Genomic DNA, 25,598 nt, shown 5'->3' with positions numbered 1-25,598 from the left:
AGGAACAGACGAAAGTGGCGGTTCAGGACGACGACGCCTACTGGCACCCCGGACTGGAAACGCAAAGCCGGGCCGACTGGCGGCAATTGCAGCTCGATCTGCTGAAAGACCATCTGCGGCACGCCTATGACGGCTCGCCCTATTACCGCGCGGCCTTCGACGCGCGCGGCGTGCTCCCCTCGGACCTGCGCACGCTCGACGATCTGCGGCGCTTTCCCTTCCTGGACAAGGCGACCATCCGCGACCGCCAGATCGCGGTGCCGCCCTTCGGCGATCTGGTGGCCGTGCCGGAACGGGAGATCGTCTATATCTCCGCCTCCAGCGGGTCGACCGGGGTGCCGACCGCCTCGCCCTTCACCGCCAAGGATTTCGAGGAGTGGATCGACTATGAGGCGCGGCAGTTCTGGTCGAGCGGCCTGCGCCCGACCGATCGCTATGCCCATGCCCTGAACTTCTCGCTGTTCGTCGGTGGTCCCTGCGTTCTGGGTGCGCAGAAGCTGGGCGCGCTCAGCATCCATGCGGGGACGCTGCCGTCGGAACGGCTGCTGGGGGTGCTGGGCCAGTTCCGGGCGACGGCCCTGTGGACCACGCCGTCCTATGCCTGGCATCTGGGTGAGACCGCCCAGCGCGAGGGCATCGCCCCTGCCCGCGATCTTGCCGTTCGCCGCCTGTTCGTGGCCGGGGAGCCCGGCGGTTCCATCCCCGAGACACGCGGGCGGATCGAGGCTCTGTGGGGTGCGGAGGTCTATGACTATTACGGCCTGTCCGACATCTTCGGCTCCTGCGCCGGCATGTGCGTGGAGAAGGATGGGCTGCACTGGGCCGAGGACCATATCCTGGTCGAGGTGCTGGCCCCGGGGACGCAGGAACCTGTTCCGGAAGGCGGACGCGGCGAACTGGTGCTGACCACGCTGCGCAAGCGCGCCCGTCCGATCATCCGCTTCCGCACTGGAGACGTGGTGTCGGTGACGACGGAGCCCTGCCGCTGCGGCCGCACCTCGCTGCGGCTGAAGGGGGTGCATGGTCGCCTCGACGACATGCTGATCGTCAAGGGCGTCAACCTGTTCCCCGGCGACGTGGAGGCGGTGGTGCGCCAGGATCCCGCCCTGACCGGCGAATACCGGCTGGTGCTGGAACGGGTCGATCGGCTGGACCGCCTGACGGTCGAGGCCGAGCACCGCCAGGGCTTCAACGGCAACCTTGAGGAGCTTCGCACCCGGTTGCGCCGCCAGTTGAAGGCCGCGACCGGCGTCGGGGCGGAGGTCGCGCTTCTGGCCCCCGACACCCTACCCCGCGCCGTCCACAAGGCCAAACGAATCGACGACCGCCGCCAGCATGTCTGGTCCTGATCTCTTTTCCCTGAAGGAGCCTGCTTCGATGCCGGACACACCCCTTCCCATCCCCGACACCACAGAGCGGTTGCCGGACGATCTGACCCTGGCCGCCGACCGCCTGTTCCTCAGCGCCCGAACCCCTCAAGCCTGGTCCGACCGGCCGGTCCCGGTGGAGACGCTGCATCGGCTCTACGATCTGGTCCGACTGGCACCCACCGCCTTCAACGGCAGCCCGGCGCGCTTCGTCTTTCTGACCACGCCGGGGGCCAAGGAGCGGCTGCGGCCGGCGCTGAGTCGCGGCAACCAGTCCAAGCTGACGGCCGGCGCCATCGCCATCGTCGCCTACGACACCCGTTTCTTCGACCATCTGCCGCTGCTGAGCCCGCATTACGACCCGTCGCCCCTGTTCGTCGACAACCCGGGGCTGGCCGAATCCACGGCATTGCGCAACGGCACACTACAAGCCGGCTATCTGATCCTGGCCGCCCGCCTGCTGGGGCTGGATGCCGGCCCGATGTCCGGTTTCGACGCCGCCGCGGTGGATGCGGAATTCTTCCCCGACGGCCGCCTGCGCTCCAACATCCTGGTGGCGCTGGGCCATGCCGACAGTCCACCCCCACGCCCGCGCGCCCCGCGGCTGGATGCGTCGGCAACCGTGGTGATCCTTTGATCCGAACGCCGTAACCACCGGCCGAACCGGAGACCCATCATGAGCGTGAACGACACGGCCGCCGCCCTGCCGGCGGCCACCGGCGGAGCCTTGCCGAATGGCGCCCCCATTCCCTCCGCCCTTCCGCTGCGCTTTTCCGCCGCCGCCCTGCTGTGGTTCGCCGCATCGGGCATGACCGCGCTGTGGCCGGATGCGCCCGACGCCCAGGAGTGGGAACGGACGGGGGAGTTTGCCAGCCTGCTGCTGGTGGCCGCCGGGCTGCTGGCGCTGGCGGCGCCGTTGAGCGCGATCCTCCGCCCCGCCCCGCGTGGCTGGCTGGCCGCCACCACCGCCGGGCTGTCGGCATCCGTGCCCTGGCTGATCGCGCTGGCGCTGGGGGTGATCGGCTGGGAGATCCTGACCGCCAAGCTCAACCTTCTCCCGCGCCCCTTCTTCGTCCCGCCGCAGGCGCTGCTGGAGGTCTATCTCGACGACTGGCCCCGGCTGCTCGACTGCTTCGCCGCATCGTTGCGGCTGCTGGTCACCGGCTATGCCGTCGGATCGGCTCTGGGGGTGGTGGCGGGGGTCGCCATCGGCTGGTCGCGCGCGGTCGGCTATTGGGTCCATCCGGTGCTGCGGCTGATCGGCCCGCTGCCGGCCACCGCCTGGTTGCCCATCGCCTTCTTCGCCTTCCCCACCAGTTGGAGCGCCAGCGTCTTCCTGATCGCGCTGGCCAGCGGCGTGCCGGTGACCATTCTCACCTGGTCCGGCGTGGCCGGCGTCAACAGCGCCTATTACGACATCGCCCGCACGCTGGGCGCCTCGCAGCGTTTCCTGGTGCTGAAGGTCGCCGTTCCGGCGGCGATGCCGCATGTCTTCGTCGGACTGTTCATGGGACTGGGAGCCTCTTTCGCCGTTCTCGTGGTGGCGGAGATGCTGGGTGTGAAGTCGGGAGTCGGCTGGTACCTGCAATGGGCCCAGGGCTGGGCCGCCTACGGCAACATGTATGCGGCCCTGCTGGTGATGGCACTGGTCTGCTCCGGTCTGGTGACGCTGCTGTTCCACGTCCGCGACCATCTCCTCGCCTGGCAGAAGGGAATGCTGAAATGGTAGCGCTGGAAAACACCGACACCGCCGGAATGACCGCCGGAATGACCATCGACGTGCAGGCGGTCAGCCACAGTTTCGAGCTGCATGGCGCGCCGCTGCCGGTGCTGGACGGGGTCGAGCTTCGGGTGGAGCCGGGCGAGCTGGTCGCCCTGCTGGGGCCGAGCGGCTGCGGCAAATCCACCTTGCTGCGCCTGATCGCCGGGCTGGAGCCGCCCAGCCATGGCCGCATCCTGGCCGACGGCCGCCCGATCGCCGGCCCCGACCCGTCGCGCGTCGTGGTGTTCCAGGACCCGACGCTCTATCCCTGGCGCACCGTGCGCGACAATGCCGCCCTCGGGCTGGAGGCGCGCGGGCTGCTGCGCAGCCAAGGCCATCGTGTGGACGAGGCGCTGGCGCTGGTCGGGCTGACCGGCTTCGAGAAGGCCTATCCGCACCAGCTGTCGGGCGGCATGGCCCAGCGCGCCGCCCTGGCCCGTGCGCTGGTCAACGATCCGCGCCTGCTGGTGCTGGACGAACCGCTGGGCAAGCTCGACAGCCTGACCCGGCTGGCGATGCAGAGCGAACTGGTCGAACTGTGGCGCCGCGCCGGCTTCACCGGCCTCCTGGTGACGCACGACATCGAGGAGGCCCTGTTCATGGCGACCCGCGTGATCGTGTTCAGCGAGCGCCCGGCCCGCATCAAGGCCGACCTGCCCATCGACCGCCCCTATCCCCGCCACCGCGGCGATCCGGTTCTGACCGAACTGCGCCACCGCATTCTCGAACTGCTCGGCCTTGCCGAGACCTGGTGAGGCCCTGCGACCATGCCCGACGACAAGACAACCACCCCCAACCTGCCCCGCCTGCGCGGTTTCATCGCCGATTTCACGCGGCTGGTGGAGCGGCACGGCGACGACGAGGCCGCCGTGCTGGACGCCGGCCGCGCCCTGCTGGCCGGACTGATCGCCACCGACGACTGGCTGCCTGACGCCTATGCCAAGCCCGATCCGGTGCATTACCGGCAGTATCTGCTGCATTGCGATCCATATGAGCGCTTTTCCGTCGTCAGCTTCGTCTGGGGGCCGGGGCAGCGGACGCCGATCCACGACCATACGGTCTGGGGCCTCGTCGGCATCCTGCGCGGGTCGGAACGCTCGCAGCGCTACGACCTGCAAGCGGGCGGCGGCACGCCCATCGCCCATCCGCCCGAGATCCTGGAGGCCGGGGCGGTGGAGGCGGTATCGCCCCGCATCGGCGACGTCCATGCCATTTCCAACGCGCTGCCCGACCGGCCTTCAATCAGCATCCATGTCTATGGCGGCAACATCGGCGCCGTCCGCCGTTCGGTGTTCGACCCGTTGACCGGCCAGCGCAAGCTCTTCATCTCCGGCTACGCCAACACCGCCCTGCCCAACCTGTGGGACCGCTCGCAGCCCGTCCCCCACGCCGCCTGAGGATTCCACGCACCATGACCGCAGCAGCACCGCTTGCCACCCGCCGCCCCGCCGACATCCGCCGCGCCTGGATCGAGCGCGACGAGGTTGCCCTGCTCGACGCGCGGGAGGAAGGCCCCTATTCGCTGGCCCACCCGCTGTTCGCGGTCTCCGTCCCACTCAGCCGGGTGGAGCTGCTGGCCTACGACCTGTTGCCGCGCCGCGATGTGCCGATCACCGTCTATGACGACGGGGAAGGTTACGCCGAACCCGCCGCCCGCCGTCTCCAGGCGCTGGGCTATGGCGACGTGACCTTGCTGGAGGGGGGGCTGGCCGGCTGGATCGCCGCCGGATTCGAGATCTACCGGGACGTGAATGTCCCCAGCAAGGCCTTCGGCGAATGGGTGGAGCATCACCGCCACACCCCGTCGCTGCCGGCGACGGAGGTCAAGGCGCTGATCGACGCCAAGGCCGATCTGGTCATCCTCGACGCCCGCCGCTTCGAAGAATACCGCACCATGTCGATTCCCGGCGGCATCAGCGTGCCGGGGGCGGAGCTGGTCAAGCGCGTCCATGACATCGCTCCAAATCCCGAGACCCTGGTGGTCGTCAACTGCGCCGGCCGCACGCGGTCGATCATCGGCACGCAGTCGCTGGTGAATGCCGGCATCCCCAACCGGGTCGCCGCCCTGCGCAACGGCACCATCGGCTGGACATTGGCCGGGCTGGCTCTCGACAACGGGCGCGAGGGGCGTTTTCCCGCCGTCCTGTCGGCCGAAGGCGACGACGCCGGCCGCCGGCGCGCTCGCGCGGTCGCCGACCGTGCCAGGGTCGGCCGGATCGATGCGGCGACGCTCGGCCGTTTCCGCGGCGACGAACGGCACACGCTGCACCTGTTCGACGTGCGCACGCCGGAGGAATATGAAGCCGGCCATCTGCCGGGTTTCCGCCATGCGGCCGGCGGCCAGCTGGTGCAGGCGACCGACGAGCATGTCGCGGTACGCGGCGCCCGCATCGTGCTGACCGATGATCCCGCCGCCGGCGGCGGTCCGCGCGCCGACATGACCGCCTCCTGGCTTGCCCAGCTCGGCTGGGAGGTGCATGTCCTGGAGGGCGACGTCTCGCCCCTGGGCAGCGAGAGCGGTCCCGACCGCCGTATCCTGCCGCCGGTGCCGGAGGTCGGGGCGGAAAGCATCGCGCCGCGCGACCTGCTGGCGTTGCTGGAGAATGGCGAGGCGACGGTGATCGACATCACCCGCAGCCCGCGCTACCGCGCCGGCCATGTTCCGGGGGCGTATTTCTCCACCCGCGCCCGGCTGGCCGGGATCATCGCCCGCCTGCCCAAGGGGGTCCGGCCGGTGCTGACCTGCGGCGACGGCACGCTGACCCGCTATGCGGTCGCCGACTTTCCCGCCGGCCAACGACCGCTGCTGCTGGAGGGCGGCACCAAGGGCTGGGTCGCCGCAGGGTTGCCGCTCAGCACCGACCTCGACCGGCTGGGAGGGGAACCCGACGACATCTACAAGCGCCCCTACGAAGGCACCGACAACAGCGCCGCCGCCATGCAGGGCTACATCGACTGGGAGCTGGAGCTGGTCAATCAGCTCAAGCGCGACGCCGCCCACAATTTCTTCGTCGTCTGATGGCTTCGATGAGACCCGCCATGACCATGCCCTTTCCCATCCCGCGCCGGACCCTGTTGGTCACGGCGCTGCTGCTCGCCGTCGGGGGTGCCGGCCTTAAGCCGGCCCCGGTGCGGGCGGAGGCGACGGAGGTCCGCTTCGCCCGCAATCTCGGCCTCGGCTACCTGCCGCTCCATGTCATGCAGGACAAGGGGCTGGTGGAGACGCAGGCGCGCGCCGCCGGTCTGGGGGAGGTAAAGGCCAGCTACACCCCACTCGGCAACCCGACGACGATCACCGAGGCGACCCTGTCCGGCAACGCTGATTTCGGCGCGGCCGGCGTGCCGGCCTTCATCATCGCCTGGGACAAGACGAGGGGGAACGTCAACCTCCGCGGCCTTGCGGCGCTGAACGCCCAGCCGGCCTATCTCAACACCAACCGGCCGGAGGTGAAGAGCCTGAAGGACTTCACCAACAAGGACCGCATCGTCGTCCCGTCCGTACGCGCCTCCTATCAGGCCATCGTGCTGCAAATCGCGGCGGAGCAGGCGTTCGGCCCTGGCCAGCATGCGACGCTCGACCCTCAGACCGTCTCGCTGGCCCATCCCGACGGCACCGCCGCCCTGCTCTCCGGCAAGACCGAGATCACCGCCCATTTCACCAGCCCGCCCTTCCAGGACCAGCAGTTGCGCGATCCGAAGATCCACAAGGTGCTGAGCAGCTATGACGTGCTGGGCGGTCCGGCCTCCTTCAGCGCGCTGTGGACCTCCGCCGCCTTCCACGACGCCAACCCGAAGCTGACGAAGGCGGTGCTGGCGGCGCTTGAGGAATCGGTTGCACTGATCAAGGCCGACCCGCAGGAGGCCGCCCGCGCCTACATCCGCATCGAGACTTCCAAGCTGGGTGTGGAGGAGGTCGCGGCGATGATCGCCCATCCGGAGATCTCCTACGACCTCGCCCCGCGTGGCATCGGCACCTTCACCGACTTCATGGCCCGCATCGGCTCCATCCGCAACCGGCCGGCCGACTGGCGCGACCTGTTCTTCGCCGATATCCACGACCGAGCCGGAAGCTGAGGTCCCGCCATGCCCGATGCAGACTTCGCCATCCACCCGGTCTCGCCGACGCTCGGCGCCGAAATCCGCGGCCTCGCCCTGTCCCGGCCGCTCGGCCCGGCCACCGTGTCGGCACTGGCCCAGGCGCTGGACCGCCATCTGGTGCTGGTCTTCCGCGACCAGGCGCTGTCGGACGCCGACCTCGTCCGCGTCTCCCGCCATTTCGGCCCGCTCGACAAGGCGCCGATCACGGAGAATGGCCGCCTGCACGCGCCGGGCTATGAGGAGGTCTACGTCATCTCCAACATCACGGAGAATGGCCGGCCAATCGGCGCGCTGGGAGCGGGGGAGTCGGTGTGGCACGCCGACATGACCTATCTGGAGACGCCGCCCTACGCCAGCGGCCTCTATGCGCTGGAGATACCGGCCGAGGGTGGCGACACCGGCTTCCTCAGCATGTTCGCCGCTTACGACGCCCTGCCCGATGCGCTGAAGCGGCGGGTGGAAGGCTTGTCGATCAAGCATGACAGCACCACCAACAGCGGCGGCTGTCTGCGCCAGGGCTTCGCCCCGCCAACCGATGTCGCCACCTCGCCCGGCACGGTGCATCCGCTGGTCATCGCCCACCCCACGACCGGGGCCAGGGCGCTCCTGCTGGGCCGCCGTCCCCATGCCCACATCCCCGGCCTGTCCGTGGCGGAGAGCGAAGCCCTGCTCGACGAGATCTGGGAAGCGGCGGTACGGCCGGAGCTTGCTTGGCATCATCGCTGGCGGGTCGGCGATCTGGTGATGTGGGACAACCGCTGGACCATGCATCGCCGGGATCCCTTCCCCAACGGCCAGCGCCGCCTCATGCACCGCACCCAGATCGCCATGCCGGTGGCCCGGCGGCTGACGGGGGCGGCATGAGCGTCATCGCCACCCTGCGCCCGCTGGCAAGGGCACCGACAGCGGCGCTGGCCCGCGTGCGCTTCGTCCTGACCGACATGGACGACACGCTGACCCACCAAGGCCGCCTGTCGGCCCGCACCTATGACGCCATCGAGCGGCTGCGGGACGCCGGCATTCCGGTGCTGCCTGTCACCGCCGCGCCGGCAGGCTGGGCCGACCAGATGGCGCGCATGTGGCCGGTGGACGGCGTGATCGCGGAGAATGGCGGCCTGTTCCTCCGCCGCACCGCCGACGGCGACGTCGAGCGCCGGTTCTGGCATGGGAACGCGGAACGGACGATTGCGACCGAACGGCTGGAGCGGTTGCGCCAGGCCATCCTCGGCGAATTGCCGGCGGTGGAGCTGGCCAGCGACCAGCCCTTCCGCCTGTGCAGCCTCGCCTTCCGCGTCCCCGCCGATCCGGGATTGCGGGCGGCGCTGGTCCGGCATTACCGCTCGGCAGGAGCGGAGGTGACCGTGAATTCGCTGTGGGTCCTCGGCTGGTTCGGCGGTTACGACAAACTGGGCATGGCACGCCGGGTGATGCGCGAAATCCACCGCCTCGACATCGACGCGGAAGCGGACGCCATCGCCTATGCCGGCGATTCGGTCAACGACGCACCGATGTTCGCCCATTTCCCGACCTCAGTGGGCGTCAGCACGGTGACCGACTTCCTGGCCGATCTTCCCAGGCCGCCAGCCTGGATCACGCGCGGTCCCGGCGGCGACGGCTTCGTCGAACTCGCCGACGCGCTGCTCGCCGCGCGGACAAAGCCCTTCCCTTTTCCGGAGCCCCGCTCCGCAGGAGACCATACATGAGCCTTGGCAACCGCATCGCCCTGTCGCGCCGCCATGCCCTCGGCCTCGGCCTCGGCGCGGCAACCGCCGGCCTCCTGTCCCCGGGACAGGCGCGGGCGGCGATTCCGGCCGGCACCGTGCTGAAGGTCGGCGACCAGAAGGGCGGCGTGCAGTCGGTGATCGAGGCCGCCGGGCTTCTCTCCGATTTGCCCTACCGCATCGAATGGAGCCAGTTTCCGTCCGCCGCCCCGTTGCTGGAGGCGCTGAACGCAGGAGCCATCGAGGTTGGCTATGCCGGCGACGCGCCGACCACCTTCGCGCTGGCCGCCGGCACCCCGGCCAAGATCATCGGTGCCGTACGATCCAACCCGCAGAGCACGACCATCCTGGTGCCGGGCGCCTCGCCCATCCGCAGCGTCGCCGACCTGAAGGGCAAGACCATCGGCACCGGGCGCGGCTCCATCGGCCATTACCTCGTGCTGGCGACGCTGAAGGCGAACGGGCTGAAGCCGGATGACGTGAAGATCGCCTTCCTGTTGCCGTCGGACGCCAAGTCGGCCCTGGCCGCCGGCTCCGTCGACGCCTGGTCGAGCTGGGGCATCTATGTATCGCAGGCGCTGCTGGTGGACGGCGCCCGCGCGGTCGTCACCGGCACCGGGCTGATGAGCGGCCTGTCCTACCAATCCGCCACGCTGGACGCCATCGCCACCAAGCGCGAGGCTTTGGTCGATCTGATCCACCGCTTCGCCGCCGCCCGGCTTTGGGCGCTGGAGAACAGCAACGCCTATGCCGACATTTGGGCCAGGACGGTCGGCGTCGATCCCGCCATCGCCCGTCACACCTTCGGCGTCGAACGGGCGCGGCCGGTCGCCCTCGACGGCGCCGTCATCGCCGAGCAGCAGGCCACGTCCGATCTCTGGCGGGAGTTCGGCATCATCCCGAAGCGGCTGGATGCGGCGGCGATCTTCGATCCCAGCTTCAACGGCGCGCTGCCGGTCTGATGGGAAGGGGACGATCCGGTGGCGTTGCTTCCCACCAACCTCGACATGGATGTGCTGCGGGCGCTGGTGATCGCCATGGAGCATGGCGGCTTCGCCCGCGCCGCCGAACGGCTCGGCCGGACCCAGTCGGCGATCAGCCTGCAAATGAAGAAGCTGGAGGCGCAGGTCGGCCAGCCGCTGTTCCGCAAGGCCGGGCGCACGGTGGCGCTGACCGATGCCGGCGACCTGCTGCTTGGCTATGCCCGCCGCATCGTCGCGCTGAATGACGAGGCGCTGTCCGCCGCCCGTGGCCGGGCAATGGACGGCACGGTGCGGGTCGGCTTTCCCCAGGATCTGGCGGAGCGCTGGCTGCCCGCCGTGCTCGGCTCCTTCCACCGCGCCCATCCGCGCATCCATGTCGAGGCACAGGTCGGCCGCGGACGCGAACTGCGCGAGCGGGTGGCGCAGGGTGCCCTCGATCTCGCCCTGGCCTTCGGCGAGATCGGCGGCACTCCAGGCGGCTCGGCGACCGGCGCCGCCGCGACGCTGGCCCATCTGCCGGTGGCCTGGGTGGCGCCCGGCGGTTTCCGCGCCGACCCGGAAACGCCCGTGCCGCTGGCCCTGCTCGACGCGCCCTGCATGTTCCGCCAGCATGGCATCGAGCGGCTGGACGACGACAGGCGCCCCTGGCGCATCACCTTCACCAGCCCCAGCCTGTCGGGCCTGTGGGCGGCGGTGGAGGCCGAGCTGGGCGTGACCGTCCGCACGCCTCTTGGCCTGCCGGACTCGCTGGCAATCCTTGAGCCGCGTTATGGCCTACCGGAACTGGGATCGGTTCCCCTGGAACTGCATCGCGCCCCGTCGGCCGCAAACCCAGCCGTTGACCGCCTGCACGGCATTCTTGCGGATTCGCTGGCCACGGTCCTGCGCGACGCTGGGATCAGATAATACAAAAATTATTTGTTACTTAAATTTTCCTCAACAATTCCTTTTGTGTTTTTTGTTTTTCCTATTTCACGAATAGGGATATTCTTTCTCCCGCAGCCACCGCAATCGAACGGCCTCGGGAGGAACCATGACGGCAGTCACCGCGACCAGGGGGACGGGGCGCCGGTCCCTGCCCCTTCCGGCGGGCCTGCGCCGCTGTGCCGTGCCGCTGGCTCTTCTCGTCCTGTGGCAGGCCAGCGTTGGACTGGGCTGGATCTCCACCCGCTCCGTTCCCTCGCCCAGCCAAATCCTGAGCGCCTTCTGGGAGCTGACGGTCAGTGGCGAGCTGGCGGTGCATCTGCTGGTCTCGCTCGCTCGGGTCAGTGCCGGGCTTGCCATCGGCGTGTCGGCCGGCACCGTCTGCGCCCTGATCGCCGGCCTGTCGCGGCGGGGAGAGGATGCGCTGGACGCCCTGCTGCAAATGCTGCGCACTCTGCCCCACCTGGCGCTGGTGCCGCTGTTCATCCTGTGGTTCGGCATCGGCGAGACGCCGAAGATCGCCCTGGTGGCGCTCGGCACCGCCTTTCCGATCTACCTCAACCTGTTCGCCGGCATCCGCACCGTCGATGCCAAGGTGGTGGAAGCCGTCTCCACCCTTGGTCTGACCCGGTGGGAGCTGATCGCCCAGGTCATCCTGCCCGGTGCCCTGCCCGCCTTCCTGACCGGGCTGCGCTATGCGCTCGGGGTGGCGTGGCTGAGCCTGGTGGTGGGGGAACAGATCAACGCCTCCAGCGGCATCGGCTATCTGGCGATGACGGCGCGGGAATTCCTGCGCACCGACGTGATCATCGTCGCCCTGATCGTCTACGCCATCCTCGGCCTGCTCGCCGACCTGATCGTCCGCGTCATCGAACGCTCGACGCTGGTCTGGCGCCCAGCCTTCATCAAGGAGTGATGCTCCATGAGCCACGCCCTTCCCCGGATTTCCACGCCCTCCCAGTCCGACACCAGGCCTGTCGTCAGCGTCCGCGGCCTCGTCCGCAATTTCGGCGCCGTCACCGTGCTGGACGGCCTGTCGCTCGACCTCCAGCCGGGCTCCTTCACCGCCCTGCTCGGCCGCTCCGGCTGTGGCAAGTCCACGCTGCTGCGCACGCTGGCGCGGCTGGACCCGGCACCGGAAGGCGCCGTGCAGTTGCCGGACGAGCGCGCGGTGGTGTTCCAGGAGCCGCGTCTGGTGCCCTGGATGCGGGTGCTGCGCAACGTCACGCTCGGCCTGCGCCACGCCGACGCCGAGGCGCGCGGCCTCGCAGCGTTGGCGGAGGTCGGGCTGTCCCACCGCGCCCACGCCTGGCCGCTGACCCTGTCGGGTGGCGAGGCTCAGCGGGCGGCGCTGGCCCGCGCCTTGGTCCGCGAACCGCGCCTGCTTCTGCTCGACGAGCCCTTCGCCGCGCTGGACGCGCTGACCCGGCTGCGCATGCAAGCGCTGGTCGAGACGCTGTGGCACGCCCATGCCCCCGCCGTCCTGCTGGTCACCCATGATGTGGACGAGGCGCTGCTGCTGGCCGACCGCGCCGTGATGATGGCAAACGGCAGGATCGCCGCCGACATCCCGATCCCGCTGACCCGACCGCGCCGCCACGGCGATCCCGGCTTCATCGCGCTGCGCTCCCGCCTGCTGGCCGAACTGGGCGTCGATGAGGAGCATCTGGCCGCAAGGGAACCGCAACCCGTCGAGACCAGGGCGGCCGGCGCAAATCCGGCACCGGGAGGCTTCGCCCTGCCCGCCGGTGCGGCCGCCGCGCCCAGCCTGTGACCCTCACCGCCGACGGATCCCGCCCGCCATGACGACCGACCTCCTTCGCCTTCCCTCTCCCCCCATCGGTCGCCGCCGCCTGTTGCGTGGTGCCGCAGGGGCCTGCGGTGCGCTGGCGCTCGGTGGCCTGCCCACCCTGTCGTCGCCCACCCTTGCACAGGCCGCATCCGGCCCGACCTCCCCAACCGTTCTGCGCATCGCCGATTACAAGGCGGCGGACGGGCTGGTGCTGGACGCATCCGGAAACACCGGGTCCAGCTACCAGTCCCGGTTCGCTGAATTCGCGTCGGGCAACCTGATCGTCGAGGCGATCAATGCCGGCTCCATCGATGTCGGGTCGAGCAGCGAGATTCCGCCGGCCTTCGGCATCGCCGCCGGCGTCCGCCTGTCAATCGTCGCCGTCATCAAGGACGATGTGAACTGGCAGGTGGTGCTGGTGCCGCCGGGCAGCCCGATCCAATCGGTCGCCGACCTGAAGGGCAAGCGCGTCGGCTATGTCCGCGCCACCACCACGCACTATTACCTCGCCAAAATGCTGGGCGAAGCGGGCCTGCGCTTCACCGACATCCAGGCGATCAGCCTGACTCCGTCGGAGGGGCAGGCCGCCTTCGAACAGGGCGCCCTCGATGCCTGGGCGATCTACGGCTATTCGGTGCCCTTCGCCATCAAGAAGGGCGCCAGGGTCCTGGTCACCTCCAACGGCTATCTGTCGGGCAATTACCTGTATCTCGCCTCACCCGACGCGCTGGCCGATGCGGGGAAATCCGTCGCCATCGGCGATTATCTCCTGCGGCTGCGCCGCGCCTTTGCCTGGCGCGCCGCCAATCTGGAGCGTTGGGCACAGGTTCATTCCGCCGCCATCGGCGTGCCGGCCGAAACCGACCTGGAGATTCTGCGCAAGAACTCGCGCCAGCGCGATCTGGCGCCGATCACCGACGCCGACATCGCCTCCGCCCAGAATGTCGCCGACATCTTCCACCAGTTGGGCGTGCTGCCGAAGCGCATCGACATCGCTCCGGCCTTCGACCGCCGCTTCACCGACATCCTGTCGCGTCCGCTCAGCTGAATCCTCTCCCAACGCCCTCGTCACGCAAAAAGGGGACCGCCGCCATGACCACCGCCCACAGCTCCATCGCCCACCCGCTCCGCTTCGTCGGTTTCGTCGGCAACCACAATTCGTCGGAGATCATCCCGCGCCAGGGGCCGGTGGTCGACCGCGACTATATCGAGACGACGGCCAAGGCGCATGAACTGGGCGGCTTCGACGCCGTGCTTCAGGCCTTCCACGCCGATGCCCCCGACAGCTTGCAGGTCAGCCAACACATCACCAACGTCACCGACCGGCTGGGCGTGCTGATCGCCCACCGCCCCGGCTTCCAGGCTCCGACCATCCTGGCCCGCCAATTCGCCACGCTCGATCAGCTGAGCCGCGGCCGTGTCGCCATCAACGTCATCACCGGCGCCGAGCGCGGCGAGCTGGCCCGCGATGGAAATGTCGTGGAGGACAAGGACGACCGCTACGCCCGCACGTCGGAATTCCTCGACATCGTCCGCGCCGAATGGACCAGCGACACCCCCTTCGATTACGAGGGCAAATATTACCGCGTCGAGAAGGCATTCTCCCATGTGAAGCCCTACAACCCGTCGGGCATCCCGGTGTGGATCGCCGGCGCGTCGTCCGCCGCCGTCGAGGTGGCGGGGCGCCACGCCGACACCTATGCGGTGTGGGGCGAGACCCACGATCAGGTGCGCGAGCTGCTGGCCCGCGTGCGCGCCGCCGTCGCCAAGGCGGGCCGTCCGCAGCCGGCCTTCAGCCTGTCGCTGCGCCCGATCCTGGCCGACACCGAGGAGGCCGCCTGGGCCAAGGCCGACGCCATCTATGAAAAGGCCAAGGCGCTGCTCGACAAGACCGGCTTCAGCCGCGGCGAGCCGCCGAACAACGAGGGTGCCCGCCGCCTTCTGGCCATCGCAGACAAGGGCCACCGCCACGACAAGCGCCTGTGGACCGCCATCGCCGGCCTGACCGGGGCGAAGGGCAACTCCACCTCGCTGGTCGGCACGCCGGATCAGGTGGCGGACGCCCTGCTGGATTACCACGATCTCGGCGTCACCACCTTCCTGATCCGCGGCTTCGACCCGTTGCCCGACGCCATCGCCTATGGCCGGGAACTGCTGCCGCGCGTCCGCCAGCTGGTGGCCGAGCGCCAGCGCGCCCAGGCCGTCGCGGCGGAGTGAGAGCAAGGTGGCGACCCGCTCCCCGCTGATCCTCAACCAGCTTGGCCCCGTGGTGGGGGCGCGCATCGCCGCGCACCCCTGCCGGCCGACGGTGCTGGCGCATGGGGTGGGGCGCGCCCCCTGGGATCTGCCGGCCGGGGTCGAGGTGCTGCTGACCCGGCCGCTGATCGGGTGGGACGCGGCCCCCGCCAAGCTGCCCCCGGGCTGGGGTGAAGGCCTGCGCTGGATCCAGTCGGCCTCCACCGGCATGGACTTCTATCCTCCCTGGTTGCTGGAAGGACGGCACATCGTCACCTGCGCCCGAGGCGTGTCGGCGGTCGCCATCGCCGATTACGTGATGACCGCCATCCTGTCCTTCGAGAAGCGGTGGGACGCCATCCGCCTGCAAGGACCGGAGGATTGGCGGCGCGAGACGCTTGGCGGACTGTCCGGCAAGCGGTTGGGGCTGGCCGGTTTCGGCGCCATCGGCCGGGCCGTCGCCGAGCGGGCGAGCGCTTTCGGTCTGACCGTCGGGGCGGTGCGCCGTTCGGGGTGGGTGGTGCCGGAGCCGGGCGTCGAGCCGTTCGACCGGCTGGAGGATTTGGCGGCGGCCAGCGACCATCTGGTTCTGGCCCTGCCGCTGACCGCCGCCACCCGCGGGCTGGTCGGCGCCGGGCTGCTGGCCCAGGCCAAGCCGGGGCTGCATCTGGTCAATGTCGCGCGCGGCGCGCTGGTCGACCAGCAGGCGCTGCTCACCGCCATCGATAACGGGCGGATCGCCGGCGCCACGCTGGACGTCACCGATCCCGAGCCGCTGCCCGCCGGCCATCCCTTCTACAGCCACCCCGGCATCCGCCTGACGCCGCATGTCTCATGGTCCGACCCCGATTTCGACCGGCGGCTCGGCGACCGCATCCTCGCCAATCTCGACGCCTACGCGCGCGGCGGACCGTTGCGCGACGTGGTGAATGCCCGCGCCGGCTATTGACCCCTTTCCCGACGGAGCCTTTTTCCGATGACCCACATCCAGCCGAGACCGCGCAAATTCTGGCCGCCGGTCGATCCGGTCAGCCACAGCAGCGTCGAGGAGGAGCGGCAGCACCGCAAGCAGCGGCTGGTGGCCACCTTCCGCCTGTTCGGCCGCTATGGCTTCGACCAGGGGCTGGCCGGCCATGTCACCGCCCGCGATCCGGAATATCCCGACCGCTTCTGGATCAACCCGCTGGGCCAGCATTTCCGCACCATCCGGGTGTCGGACCTGCATCTGGTCGATGGCGACGGCAACATCCTTCAGGGCGACCGCGCCATCAATCAGGCCGGCTTCACCATCCATTCCGCCATCCACCGGGCGCGGCCCGACGTGATCGCCGCCGCCCACACCCATTCGACCTATGGCAAGGCGTGGTCGGCGCTTGGCCTGCCGCTCGCCCCGCTGAGCCAGGATGCCGCCGCCTTCTACGAGGATCAGGTGATCTTCGATCCCTATTCCGGCGTCGTCCTGACCGAAGGCGAGGGCAACCGGCTGGTGGAGGCGCTGGGCGACAAAAAGCTGGCGATCCTCAAGAACCACGGGCTGCTGACCGTCGGCCCGAGCGTGGAGGCCGCGGCCTGGTGGTTCATCAGTGCCGACAACGCCGCCCACACCCAATTGCTGGCGGAGGCCGCCGGCCGGCCCCAGCCCATCGACCATGAGACGGCCCTGCTCACCCGTTCCCAGGTCGGCACCCACCAAGGCGGCGCCTACAATTTCCACCCGCTTTGGGAATGGATCGTCGCGGCCGAACCCGATCTGCTCGACTGACCCCGCCCCGCCCCATCCTTCGCGAAAGCCCCTGACCGATGATTGCGAAACCGGCCCTTTCCCTGTCCCGCCGCGGCCTGATCGCCGCCGGTGCCGTCGCCCTCGCCGCCCCCTTCGTGCTGCGCCGCCGGGCGGTGGCGGCGGAACCGCTGCGCCTGTCCTGGAACGCGGGTGCGGTCTGCTTCTCCGCCGTGCCGCTGGCCTTCCAGCTCGACCTGTTCAAGAAGCACGGGCTGGAGGTCGAGCTGGTCAACTTCACCGGCTCCACCGACCAACTGCTGGAGGCCATCGCCACCGGCAAGGCCGATGCCGGCGTCGGCATGGCGCTGCGCTGGCTGAAGCCGCTGGAACAGGGCTTCGACGTGAAGATCTCCGCCGGCCTGCATGGCGGCTGCATGCGGCTGTTCGGGGCCAAGGCGGCGGGAGTGAAGACGGTGCTCGACCTGCCGGGCAAGGTGATCGGCGTCAGCGACATGGCCAGCCCGTCGAAGAACTTCTTCTCGGTCGTGCTGACCAAGTTCGGCCTCGACCCCAACAAGGACGTCGAATGGCGTCAGTTCCCCGCCGACCTGCTGGGTCTGGCGGTGGAGAAGGGGGAAATCCACGCCATCGCCGACGGCGACCCGCTGGTTTGGAGCCAGACCAAGAATCCGCAGATGGTGGAGATCACCAACAATGTCTGCGGCGAGTTCGCCACCCGCACCTGCTGCCTCGTCGGCGTGCGCGGCAGCCTGCTTCGCGACAACCGCCCGGCGGCCAAGGCGCTGACCACCGCGCTGATCGAAGCGCAGCACGCCGCCTATGCCGATCCGCGCGCCGCCGCCGCGGCCTACGCCCCCTTCGCCCCGAAATTCCCGGTGGAGGAGCTGGAGGCGATGCTGCGCAGCCACGCCCACAACGTCACCCCCATCGGCGACGAACTGCGCCAGCAGCTGGCACTCTACACCGACGAACTGAAGAGCGTGTCGGTCATCAAGCGCTCCACCGACAGCCAGCGCTTCGCCGGGCGGATCACGGTCGATCTCGCCTGATCTCCTTCTTCCCTCACCGCGGAGCCGCCCGCCATGCCCTTCGACGATCCGCCCTTCCCGGCTGCCCCGTTTGGCGCCGTCCTTGGCGAGGCCGGCACCGCCCCTCTGGCCAATCCGTCGCTCATCGCCGATCTGGCCGCTGAGTTCGCCCTGCGCGCCGCCGAGCATGACGCCGCCGCCAGCTTCCCCTTCGAGAATTTCGACCGGCTGCGGGAATCCGGGCTGCTGGCGCTGGTGTCCCCCACCGCGTTCGGGGGCAAGGGCGGCGGGCTGCGCGACGCGCTGGCGGTGGTGAACGGGATCGCGCGCGGCGAGCCGTCCACCGCGCTGGTTCTGGTGCTGCATTATGTCATCCACAGCCAGCTCTGGCGCGGTCCCGCCTGGGCGGAGGCGCTGCGCGAGCCCATCGCCCGTTCTGCGGCGACCGATGGCGGTCTGATCAACATCCTGCGGGTGGAACCGGAGCTGGGAACGCCCCACCGTGGCGGCCTGCCGGCCACCGTAGCGCGCAAGGTGCCGGGCGGCTGGCTTATCTCCGGCACCAAGATCTATTCCACCGGCATTCCGGCGCTGTCCTGGCTCGGCGTCTGGGCCCGCACCGACGAGGCCGAGCCACGGGTCGGCACTTGGGTGGTTCCGCGCGGCACTGGCCTTGCCGAACAGGGCATCGAGGTGCGCGAGACCTGGAACCATATCGGAATGCGGGCCAGCGGCAGCCACGAGGTGGTGTTCACCGATGTCTTCGTTCCCGACGACCATGCCGGCGCGCTTCGCCCGCCAGCCGGCTGGGCGGCTCCCGACGCGGTAGCCACCGCCTGGATGGCCACCCTGTTCAGCGGCGTCTATGACGGCGTCGCCCGCTCCGCCCGCAACTGGCTGGTCGGCTTCCTGCACGCGCGCAAGCCAACCGGCTTGGCCGGAGCCTCGCTGGCGACGGTTCCCCGTCTTCAAGAGGCGTTGGGCGGGATTGAGGCGCTGCTGCTGACCAACCGCGTGCTGTTGCGCTCCCTGTCGGTGGCGGTGGATGGCGGTACCCCGCCGACGTCCAGTGACAGCCTGCTGGTGAAATACACCGTCACCAACAACGCCATCGACGCGGTGGCGCGGGCGCTGGAGATCACCGGCAATCCCGGTCTGTCGCGCGACAACCCACTGGAGCGCCATCACCGCGATGTGCTGTGCGCCCGCGTCCATGCACCGCAGAACGACATGATCCTGACCGGCGCCGGCCGCGCTGCCCTTACAGGCTGAAGTCTCGGATTACAACGGTCATTGCGACCGAATGCCCAACCCTGCACCTCGGGCCAGCGGCAGGGTCAGGGCGCCCTCCTCGATCTCGACCCCCAGCGCCTCGTTGAAACGGTTGCAGCAGGCGCGGAGCGCGGTGCGCAGCGCAGCTCGATCGTGTCCCCCCTGGCGGAGGTCGCAGCCTTCCTCCACGGGGAGGCCCGCCTGCTCGACGAACACCGCTTCGAGGAATGAGGAGCGCCCAGGCTCCTACACCACGCCTCGGGACACGACCCGCGCCGCTTGCACGCAGACCACTTGAAGCAGCTGATCCGACCGCCGCGTCTCGGAAGTGATTCGTGCGAATTGGTCCAGGATCGCCTGGCACCGCCGGAGCCGCTCAAGGGACGCTGTCGCGTCCACATCGTCCTGGGTCTTCGCCATGCCCGGAAAACCGGCCAATGTCCGACGGGTTCCGCGCACGGCATCCTCCGGTCCTTCGGAATGGCATGTCGGGCCGCAATTGCGGTGAGCCAAGCCATTGCCTTTTCCTGTATGTTTCCCCGGCGCCACGCACCGCTTGAACCGCTTCAGGGAACCATGCGCAAGCTCGATCGCCTGCCCACCGGCATTGCCAGCCTCGATCTGATCCTCGATGGCGGGCTGCTGCGCGGTGGCGCCTATATCCTTCAAGGCTTCCCCGGCGCCGGTAAGACGGTCCTGGCCAACCAGATCGCCAGCCACCGCATCCGAGAGGACGGCCGCGTCGTCTACATCACGCTGCTGTCCGAAGGACATGACCGCATGATGGCCCATCTTGGCCAGATGACCTTCTTCGATCCGGAGATCGTGGCAGGGCGCCTCACCTACGTCAGCGGTTACCCCGAGTTGGAGAAGAACGGCCTGTCCGGCCTGTCGCGTCTGGTGCGCACGGAGGCCGAGCGGCACAAGGCGGAGCTGGTGGTGCTCGACGGCCTGTTCGCCGCCGAGGAGGCTGCCGGCTCAAGCCACGCCTTCCGCCGTTTGGTGCACGAGCTGCAAGCCCACGCCCATGTCACGGGGCTGACGCTGCTGCTGCTCACCAACGCCAAGCGTGAACCGGGCAGTCCGGAATACACCATGGTCGATGGCTGGCTCGAAATGACCGATGTCCGGGCCGAGGGTCGCGTCGTCCGAGAGCTGGAGGTGCACAAGTTCCGCGGCGGCAACGCCGTGCGCGGCCGTCACCACTACCGCATCTCCGAACACGGCGTCGAGGTCTACCCACGTCTGGAAGGGCTGGCCGGACGCAAACCGGAGCCCTCCTCCGCCCCAACCTTCGTCAGCACCGGCATCACCAAACTGGACCGCATGCTGAAGGGCGGGCTGGCCATCGGCTCCGCCAGCCTGCTCACCGGGCCCTCGGGGACCGGCAAGACCGTCGCCGCCCTGCAATTCGCCGGCGCCGCCACGTCCGAAGCCCCGTGCCTGTTCCTCGGCTTTTATGAAAGTCCTGACCGGCTTCGTCACAAGGCCCGGGGAATCGGCGTGGACGTCGCCGCGCTGGAAGCCTCCGGTGTGCTGCACCTGCACTGGTGCTCGCCGACGGAAATCCTGGTGGACGAGGTCGCCGCCTGGCTGCTGGACGAGTTGGAACGCAGCGGGGCGCGGCGGCTGGTGGTGGACGGGATCGCCGGGTTCCAGCAGAACTTGGTGGAGAGCGGGCGGATGGGCCGATTCCTGACGGCGCTGGGCAACGAGCTGCGGGCGTTGGCGGTCACCACCCTCTACACCTCGGCGATGACGGGGGATGGGTACTCCCCGGCGCCGGCACCCCTGGGTGTGGCGGAGCTGTCACCCTTGATCGACAATCTGTTGACCATGCGGCTGGTCGAGCGCAACGAGAACATTCACAAGATGTTGTCCATCGTCAAGGTGCCGGACCGCGATTTCGACACCCGACTGACCACCTACACCATCGGACCGACCGGCATCGTCTTGGCTGGCTGAGGGAAACGCGCGTGGCCAAGATTCTGCTGGCTGAGGACGAAGCGGTCATCCGGATGCTGTTGACCGAGCTGCTGGTCGAGGATGGCCATCAGGTGATCGAGGCGTCGGACGGCGCCGAGGCGCTGGCTCTTCTCGTCCCCGATATCACCATGATCGTCAGCGACATGATGATGCCGCGCATGGGGGGAGAGGAATGGGTGGCAACGGCGCGGAACCGCCCCGGGATGGAGGCCGTTCCGGTCATCCTCATGAGCGCCTTGCCTCTGTCGCCCTCGGCGCGCTCACTCTCCACGGCCTTTCTTCAGAAGCCTTTCCGACCGGTCTCGCTGGTCGCGGCGGTACGGCGGATCCTTGCCGGTGACGCCGGCGAAGCCGGCGGCGCGTGACCCCAAGCCGAATGTCGGATTGCAGGCGGCGTCGATCGCCTCCCGGGCGGATTCCAGGGCGACGGCACGCGTGCCATCAATGGACGCCCTGACCTGCCGCGGTTGATCCCGACCGCGGGATTGGGTGAACCCCAGCGGTGCATAATCAGGCATAGGCTGTCGCCGCAGCGGCCGTCTCTCCCGGCCGCCCGCGTTGACCAGCGTCACGGCACGCCGGGCGGCCAGGGCGTTGAGTGCTATCCAAATCCATTCAGATGTGCTGGTATCGGATCAACATCCCGCAAGAGGTGCCGGGAGGTCCGATCGTGCCGCGCGAGCCCTCCACCATTCTCCACGCCGCGGCTCTCGACCGTTGCCGGTTCGGGACCGTCATCCGAGGGTTCCGGCCCTCGATACGAAACCCGATACGAAACCCGGCCCATGAGCCCGGCCCCATGAGAGCGCCTAACAGAAGCTTGAGTCGTCTCTCGACTCGCCATCCCCGCCTTCGCGGGGATGACGGCCCCATTGGGCACCGATGCTGAAAACGGAATTCTGTTCGGCACTCTAAGCCCCGATCCCTTCCAGCCACGGATCGGCGCCGACACGCCTCGTCACCGGCACACTGATTTCATTGAAGGGCCATCATGCGCATACGCCTGGGTTACCAGCTGAACTTCGACTTTCCCGCCCCCACGCCGATGATCGTCATGCTGAACGTGCACTATTCGCGCGTCGGCGACCTGGAACGGCCCGACCACATCGTCACCAGCGTGCCGGCGCCGATCCAGGGCTACCGCGACAGCTTCGGCAACTGGTGCAGCCGGCTGGTGGCGCCCGCCGGCTCCGTCACCATCGGCGCCGACAGCATCATCCGGGACAGCGGAACCCCCGACGCGGCCGAGCCCGGCGCCGAACAGCACCGCGTCGACGCGTTGCCGGCCGACACCCTGCTGTTCCTGCTGGGCAGCCGCTATTGCGAAACCGATGTCCTGTCGGACGAGGCGTGGCGGCTGTTCGCGGGCACCCCGCCGGGCTGGGCGCGGGTGCAGGCGATCTGCGACTTCGTCCACACGCACGTGAGTTTCGGCTACGAGCATTCGCGCCCGACCCGCACCGCCGCCCAGACCTACGCCGAGAAGCGCGGGGTCTGCCGCGACTACGCCCATCTCGCCATCGCCTTCTGCCGCGCCATGAACATTCCCGCGCGCTACTGCACCGGCTACATCAGCGACATCGGCCTGCCGCCGCCCTACGCCCCGATGGATTTCGCCGCCTGGATGGAGGTCTATCTCGGCGGCCGCTGGCATGTCTTCGACCCGCGGAACAACGCCCCCCGGATCGGACGCATCCTGATCGCGCAAGGGCGCGACGCGGCCGACGTGCCGCTCACCCACACCTTCGGCCCCAACAGGCTGACGGGTTTCCGGGTCTGGACGGACGAGGTGGCCGCCTGATCAGCCGCCCGATCCGGCCCCGTGGACGGCGCCGCCGGCATCCCCGGGGGCCGGCGGCCCGGTTCGATGGCAACACGGCCAAGACCGTTCGCCGGGACGCGGCCGAAGTCGCAGCCGAGCGCAGGCCGTCCGTTGCCTCTTGCGCGTCGCGCGCATGAGAAGACCGCGGGATCAGCGCCGCGACGCGGCCCGGCGCGGCACGCCGGGCCGTGGCGCGACATAGCGGAAGAACAGCCGCTTGACGATCTCCACGAGGACCAGATAGGTGACGACGGCGGCCACAAGGAACAGATAAAAGGACGCCGGCGGAGCCACGAAGCCGAAGAAGGACGCCAACGGGGTCAGCGGCAACAGCGCGCCGATGACGGCCACCCCCAGCGTCAACCCGGCCAGCGCCGCGTTGGGCCGGCTGCGCCAAGGGCTGCGGCGGGTGCGGATCACGAAGATGACCAGGACCTGGGTGGCGAGACTCTCCACGAACCAGCCGGTCTGGAACAGCCCCTCGCCGGCGTCGAACAGGTGAAGCAGGGCGTAGAAGGTCAGGAAATCGAACAGCGAGCTGACCGGGCCCAGCACCAGCATGAAGCGCTGGATCAGCCGCAGGTCCCACTGCGCCGGCAGGGCCAGCGCCTCCGCCTCCACAGTGTCGAGCGGGACGCCGGCCTCCGACGCATCGTACAGCAGGTTGTTGAGCAGCACCTGGGTCGGCAGCATTGGCAGGAAGGGCAGGAACAGCGAGGCCCCCGCCATGCTGAACATGTTGCCGAAATTCGAACTGCTTCCCATCAGGATGTATTTGGTGACGTTCTGCACCGTCCGGCGCCCTTCCATCACCGCCTCATGCACCACCGACAGATCCTGTTCGAGCAGGATGAGGCCGGCGGCCTCCTTCGCGACGTCGGCGGCGCTGTCCACCGAAATGCCGACATCGGCGGCATGGAGGGCCGAGGCGTCGTTGATGCCGTCGCCGAGGAAACCGACCACCCGGCCGGAGCGCTTGAAGGCCAGAAGCACGCGCTCCTTCTGCGCCGGCGTCACCCGGCAGAACACGTTGACCTTGGGAAGGCGGGCGCGCAGCGCCTCCTCGCTCATCGCCCGCAGATCGTCCCCGGTGATCAGGCCGGTGACGGTCAGGCCCAGTTCGGCGCAGACATGCCGGGTCACCCGCTCGTTGTCGCCGGTCAGGATGCGCACGGCCACCCCGGCTCCGGTCAGTTCATGGAGCGCCGTCATCGCGCTCGCCTTGGGCGGATCGAGGAAGACCGCGTAGCCGGCGAAGGCCAGTTCGCTCTCGTCTCCCAGCGCGGCGGAGGCGTGCTCCGGCCCCATCGCCTTGGAGGCGATCGCCAGCACCCGGAACCCGTCCTCCCCCAGCCTCTGGAACAGGGCGTCCAGCTCCGCCCGCGCCGCCGGGTCGAGCGGCCGCTCGACACCCCCCTCCCCCTCGTAATGGGTGGACTGCCGCAGCACGTCCTCCGGCGCCCCCTTGACCACCAGCAGCCGCTCCGCGCCATCGCCGACCAGCACGGAGACGCGCCGCCGCTCGAAGTCGAACGGCACCTCGTCGATCTTGCGCCACTTGGACACATCCAGGTCGCGGAACGCGAGAATCGCCTCGTCCAGCGGGCTTTTGATGCCGCTCTCGAAATGGCTGTTCAGATAGGCGAGACGGAAGACCCGCTCATTCTCCGCGCCGCGGAAATCCAGGTGCCGGACCATCCGGATCGTCGCCTCGGTCAGCGTCCCGGTCTTGTCGGTGCACAGCACGTCCATGGCGCCGACGTTGTGCATGGCGGCCAGCCGCTTGACGATGACCCGGCGCTTTGCCAGCCGCATCGCCCCGCGCGCCAGCGTGACGGTGACGATCATCGGCAGCAGTTCCGGCGTCAGCCCGACCGCCAACGCCAGGGCGAACATCAGGGACTCCAGCCAGGGCCGGTGGAACAGCACGTTCACCGCCAGCACGAACAGCACCAGGAAGATCGTCAGGCGCAGGATGAGGAAGCCGAACTGGCGGATGCCCAGCTCGAATGCGGTGGGCGGCGGAGGCGCCTGGAGCGTGCCGCTCAACTGGCCGAAGGCCGTCGCGTCGCCGGTCCGGCAGACCACGGCGACGGCGCTGCCGCTGATGACCGAGGTCCCCATGAAGACGGCGGCCGGTGCCTCGCCGGCATCGCCGGCATCGCCGGCCGGGGCGGCGGCGCGCTTTTCCACCGGGTAGGGCTCCCCGGTCAGCATGGCCTGGTTGACGAACAAGTCGCGCGCTTCAAGGAGGCGGCCGTCGGCTGGAACCAGATCGCCGGCGGCCAGGCGCACCACGTCGCCGGGGACCAGTTGATCCGCCGGCTCCGACACCTCCACGCCGTCCCGGCGCACCTGGACACGCACGGCGACCGTGCGGCGCAACGCCTCCACGGCGTTCTCGGCCCGCATTTCCTGAACAAAGTCCAAGGTGACGCTGAGCACGACCATGACGAGGACGATCACGAAGCTGGCGAGGTTGCCGGTGGCCGCCGACAGGCCGCTGGCGAACAGAAGGATCAGCACCAGCGGGCTCAGGAAGCGGGTCAGGAACCGCAACCACAATGGGCGGCGCCGGGGCGCCCGCGGCTGGTTCAAACCGTGCCGTCGACGGCGGGCCTCCACCTCGGTTCGGCTCAGCCCGGCGGGGGTCGCGCCCAGCGTCTCCAGGACGGCCGCGATCGGCTGCCGGCTCCAGCTTTCGTCGGTGACGCTGTCCTCGACCAACGGCTTGCCCTCCGGGCCAGGCGGCGATCCCCACATTAGAGGAACGGCCGGGACAGGGGAATGCTGCGAACGGGTTAGACCGCCGTCGGGCCTTCGCCGCCGACGGGACGGGGCCGTTCGCAACACGCGGAACGCAA

The 25,598-nt window shown here is 69.3% G+C and carries 24 protein-coding genes; 22 read left to right on the top strand and 2 right to left on the bottom strand.

The genetic code is table 11. The features are described from left to right. Positions 1-14 precede the first annotated feature (14 nt). The 19 genes from J2847_RS06215 to J2847_RS06125 all read left to right on the top strand — a co-directional run bounded on the left by J2847_RS06215 (position 15) and on the right by J2847_RS06125 (position 18,926). Positions 15-1,349: a phenylacetate--CoA ligase family protein gene (locus J2847_RS06215; protein ID WP_209777966.1), complete on the top strand. Its 1,335-nt coding sequence runs from the start codon at positions 15-17 to the stop codon at positions 1,347-1,349. Between the two features lie 28 nt (positions 1,350-1,377). Then, the gene (locus J2847_RS06210) at positions 1,378-2,004 is read left to right on the top strand and encodes a malonic semialdehyde reductase (protein ID WP_209777965.1); all 627 of its coding nucleotides are present in this window, start codon (positions 1,378-1,380) and stop codon (positions 2,002-2,004) included. A gap of 39 nt (positions 2,005-2,043) precedes the next feature. After that, complete coding sequence (locus J2847_RS06205; protein WP_209777963.1) at positions 2,044-3,096, top strand: ABC transporter permease; 1,053 nt, start codon at positions 2,044-2,046, stop codon at positions 3,094-3,096. After that, complete coding sequence (locus J2847_RS06200) at positions 3,090-3,884, top strand: ABC transporter ATP-binding protein (protein ID WP_233474313.1); 795 nt, start codon at positions 3,090-3,092, stop codon at positions 3,882-3,884. The genes J2847_RS06205 and J2847_RS06200 overlap by 7 nt, the downstream gene beginning before the upstream one ends. Before the next feature lie 12 nt (positions 3,885-3,896). Further along, positions 3,897-4,526, top strand: a complete 630-nt coding sequence (locus J2847_RS06195) for a cysteine dioxygenase family protein (protein ID WP_209777961.1) — start codon at positions 3,897-3,899, stop codon at positions 4,524-4,526. A gap of 14 nt (positions 4,527-4,540) precedes the next feature. Then, positions 4,541-6,148 (top strand): rhodanese-like domain-containing protein, encoded by a 1,608-nt coding sequence (locus J2847_RS06190; protein WP_209777959.1) that lies wholly within the window; start codon positions 4,541-4,543, stop codon positions 6,146-6,148. Positions 6,149-6,168: 20 nt separating this feature from the next. Then, a complete protein-coding gene (locus J2847_RS06185; RefSeq protein WP_233474312.1) occupies positions 6,169-7,203 on the top strand; it encodes an ABC transporter substrate-binding protein in 1,035 nt (344 codons plus the stop codon). A gap of 9 nt (positions 7,204-7,212) precedes the next feature. Continuing rightward, positions 7,213-8,091, top strand: a complete 879-nt coding sequence (locus J2847_RS06180) for a TauD/TfdA dioxygenase family protein (protein ID WP_209777956.1) — start codon at positions 7,213-7,215, stop codon at positions 8,089-8,091. Next, the gene (locus J2847_RS06175) at positions 8,088-8,930 is read left to right on the top strand and encodes an HAD family hydrolase (RefSeq protein WP_209777955.1); all 843 of its coding nucleotides are present in this window, start codon (positions 8,088-8,090) and stop codon (positions 8,928-8,930) included. The genes J2847_RS06180 and J2847_RS06175 overlap by 4 nt, the downstream gene beginning before the upstream one ends. After that, positions 8,927-9,910, top strand: a complete 984-nt coding sequence (locus J2847_RS06170; protein WP_209777953.1) for an ABC transporter substrate-binding protein — start codon at positions 8,927-8,929, stop codon at positions 9,908-9,910. Before J2847_RS06175 ends, J2847_RS06170 begins: the two co-directional genes overlap by 4 nt. An 18-nt stretch (positions 9,911-9,928) precedes the next feature. Beyond that, positions 9,929-10,837, top strand: coding sequence for a LysR substrate-binding domain-containing protein (locus tag J2847_RS06165; RefSeq protein ID WP_209777951.1), 909 nt, complete (start codon positions 9,929-9,931; stop codon positions 10,835-10,837). A gap of 127 nt (positions 10,838-10,964) precedes the next feature. Continuing rightward, on the top strand, positions 10,965-11,771 hold the full coding sequence (locus J2847_RS06160; RefSeq protein ID WP_209777950.1) for an ABC transporter permease subunit: 807 nt from the start codon (positions 10,965-10,967) through the stop codon (positions 11,769-11,771). A 6-nt stretch (positions 11,772-11,777) separates the two neighbouring features. Further along, complete coding sequence (locus J2847_RS06155; RefSeq protein ID WP_209777948.1) at positions 11,778-12,629, top strand: ABC transporter ATP-binding protein; 852 nt, start codon at positions 11,778-11,780, stop codon at positions 12,627-12,629. Positions 12,630-12,657: 28 nt separating this feature from the next. Next, a complete protein-coding gene (locus tag J2847_RS06150; protein ID WP_209777947.1) occupies positions 12,658-13,695 on the top strand; it encodes an ABC transporter substrate-binding protein in 1,038 nt (345 codons plus the stop codon). A gap of 44 nt (positions 13,696-13,739) precedes the next feature. Next, entirely contained in the window at positions 13,740-14,864 is a 1,125-nt protein-coding gene (locus J2847_RS06145; RefSeq protein ID WP_209777945.1) for an LLM class flavin-dependent oxidoreductase, read from the top strand. Positions 14,865-14,871: 7 nt separating this feature from the next. Next, positions 14,872-15,831 carry a D-isomer specific 2-hydroxyacid dehydrogenase family protein gene (locus tag J2847_RS06140; protein WP_209777943.1) on the top strand — a complete coding sequence of 320 codons (960 nt, stop codon included), beginning with the start codon at positions 14,872-14,874 and terminating at the stop codon, positions 15,829-15,831. Positions 15,832-15,858: 27 nt separating this feature from the next. Continuing rightward, on the top strand, positions 15,859-16,644 hold the full coding sequence (locus J2847_RS06135; protein WP_209777942.1) for a class II aldolase/adducin family protein: 786 nt from the start codon (positions 15,859-15,861) through the stop codon (positions 16,642-16,644). 38 nt (positions 16,645-16,682) lie between these two features. Beyond that, positions 16,683-17,675 (top strand): ABC transporter substrate-binding protein, encoded by a 993-nt coding sequence (locus J2847_RS06130; RefSeq protein WP_209777940.1) that lies wholly within the window; start codon positions 16,683-16,685, stop codon positions 17,673-17,675. Between the two features lie 33 nt (positions 17,676-17,708). After that, positions 17,709-18,926: an acyl-CoA dehydrogenase family protein gene (locus J2847_RS06125; RefSeq protein ID WP_209777938.1), complete on the top strand. Its 1,218-nt coding sequence runs from the start codon at positions 17,709-17,711 to the stop codon at positions 18,924-18,926. Between the two features lie 18 nt (positions 18,927-18,944). On the opposite strand, the gene J2847_RS06120 is transcribed toward J2847_RS06125, so the two are convergent. Further along, positions 18,945-19,115: a hypothetical protein gene (locus J2847_RS06120; protein ID WP_209777936.1), complete on the bottom strand. Its 171-nt coding sequence runs from the start codon at positions 19,113-19,115 to the stop codon at positions 18,945-18,947. A 387-nt stretch (positions 19,116-19,502) separates the two neighbouring features. Between J2847_RS06120 and J2847_RS06115 the strand changes: the two genes are divergently transcribed. The 3 genes from J2847_RS06115 to J2847_RS06105 all read left to right on the top strand — a co-directional run bounded on the left by J2847_RS06115 (position 19,503) and on the right by J2847_RS06105 (position 22,713). Then, positions 19,503-20,891, top strand: a complete 1,389-nt coding sequence (locus J2847_RS06115; RefSeq protein ID WP_209777935.1) for an ATPase domain-containing protein — start codon at positions 19,503-19,505, stop codon at positions 20,889-20,891. An 11-nt stretch (positions 20,892-20,902) separates the two neighbouring features. After that, a complete protein-coding gene (locus tag J2847_RS06110; protein WP_209777933.1) occupies positions 20,903-21,277 on the top strand; it encodes a response regulator in 375 nt (124 codons plus the stop codon). Between the two features lie 626 nt (positions 21,278-21,903). Further along, a complete protein-coding gene (locus tag J2847_RS06105; RefSeq protein WP_209777931.1) occupies positions 21,904-22,713 on the top strand; it encodes a transglutaminase-like domain-containing protein in 810 nt (269 codons plus the stop codon). 171 nt (positions 22,714-22,884) lie between these two features. On the opposite strand, the gene mgtA is transcribed toward J2847_RS06105, so the two are convergent. Next, positions 22,885-25,461 carry a magnesium-translocating P-type ATPase gene (gene mgtA / locus J2847_RS06100; RefSeq protein WP_211114634.1) on the bottom strand — a complete coding sequence of 859 codons (2,577 nt, stop codon included), beginning with the start codon at positions 25,459-25,461 and terminating at the stop codon, positions 22,885-22,887. Between the last annotated feature and the right edge of the window lie 137 nt (positions 25,462-25,598).

This window comes from Azospirillum agricola (genome assembly GCF_017876095.1).
GTDB classification, from domain to species: domain Bacteria; phylum Pseudomonadota; class Alphaproteobacteria; order Azospirillales; family Azospirillaceae; genus Azospirillum; species Azospirillum agricola.
Note: the sequence above shows the minus strand (reverse complement) of the source record. Positions and strands in the feature narration are given on the sequence as shown.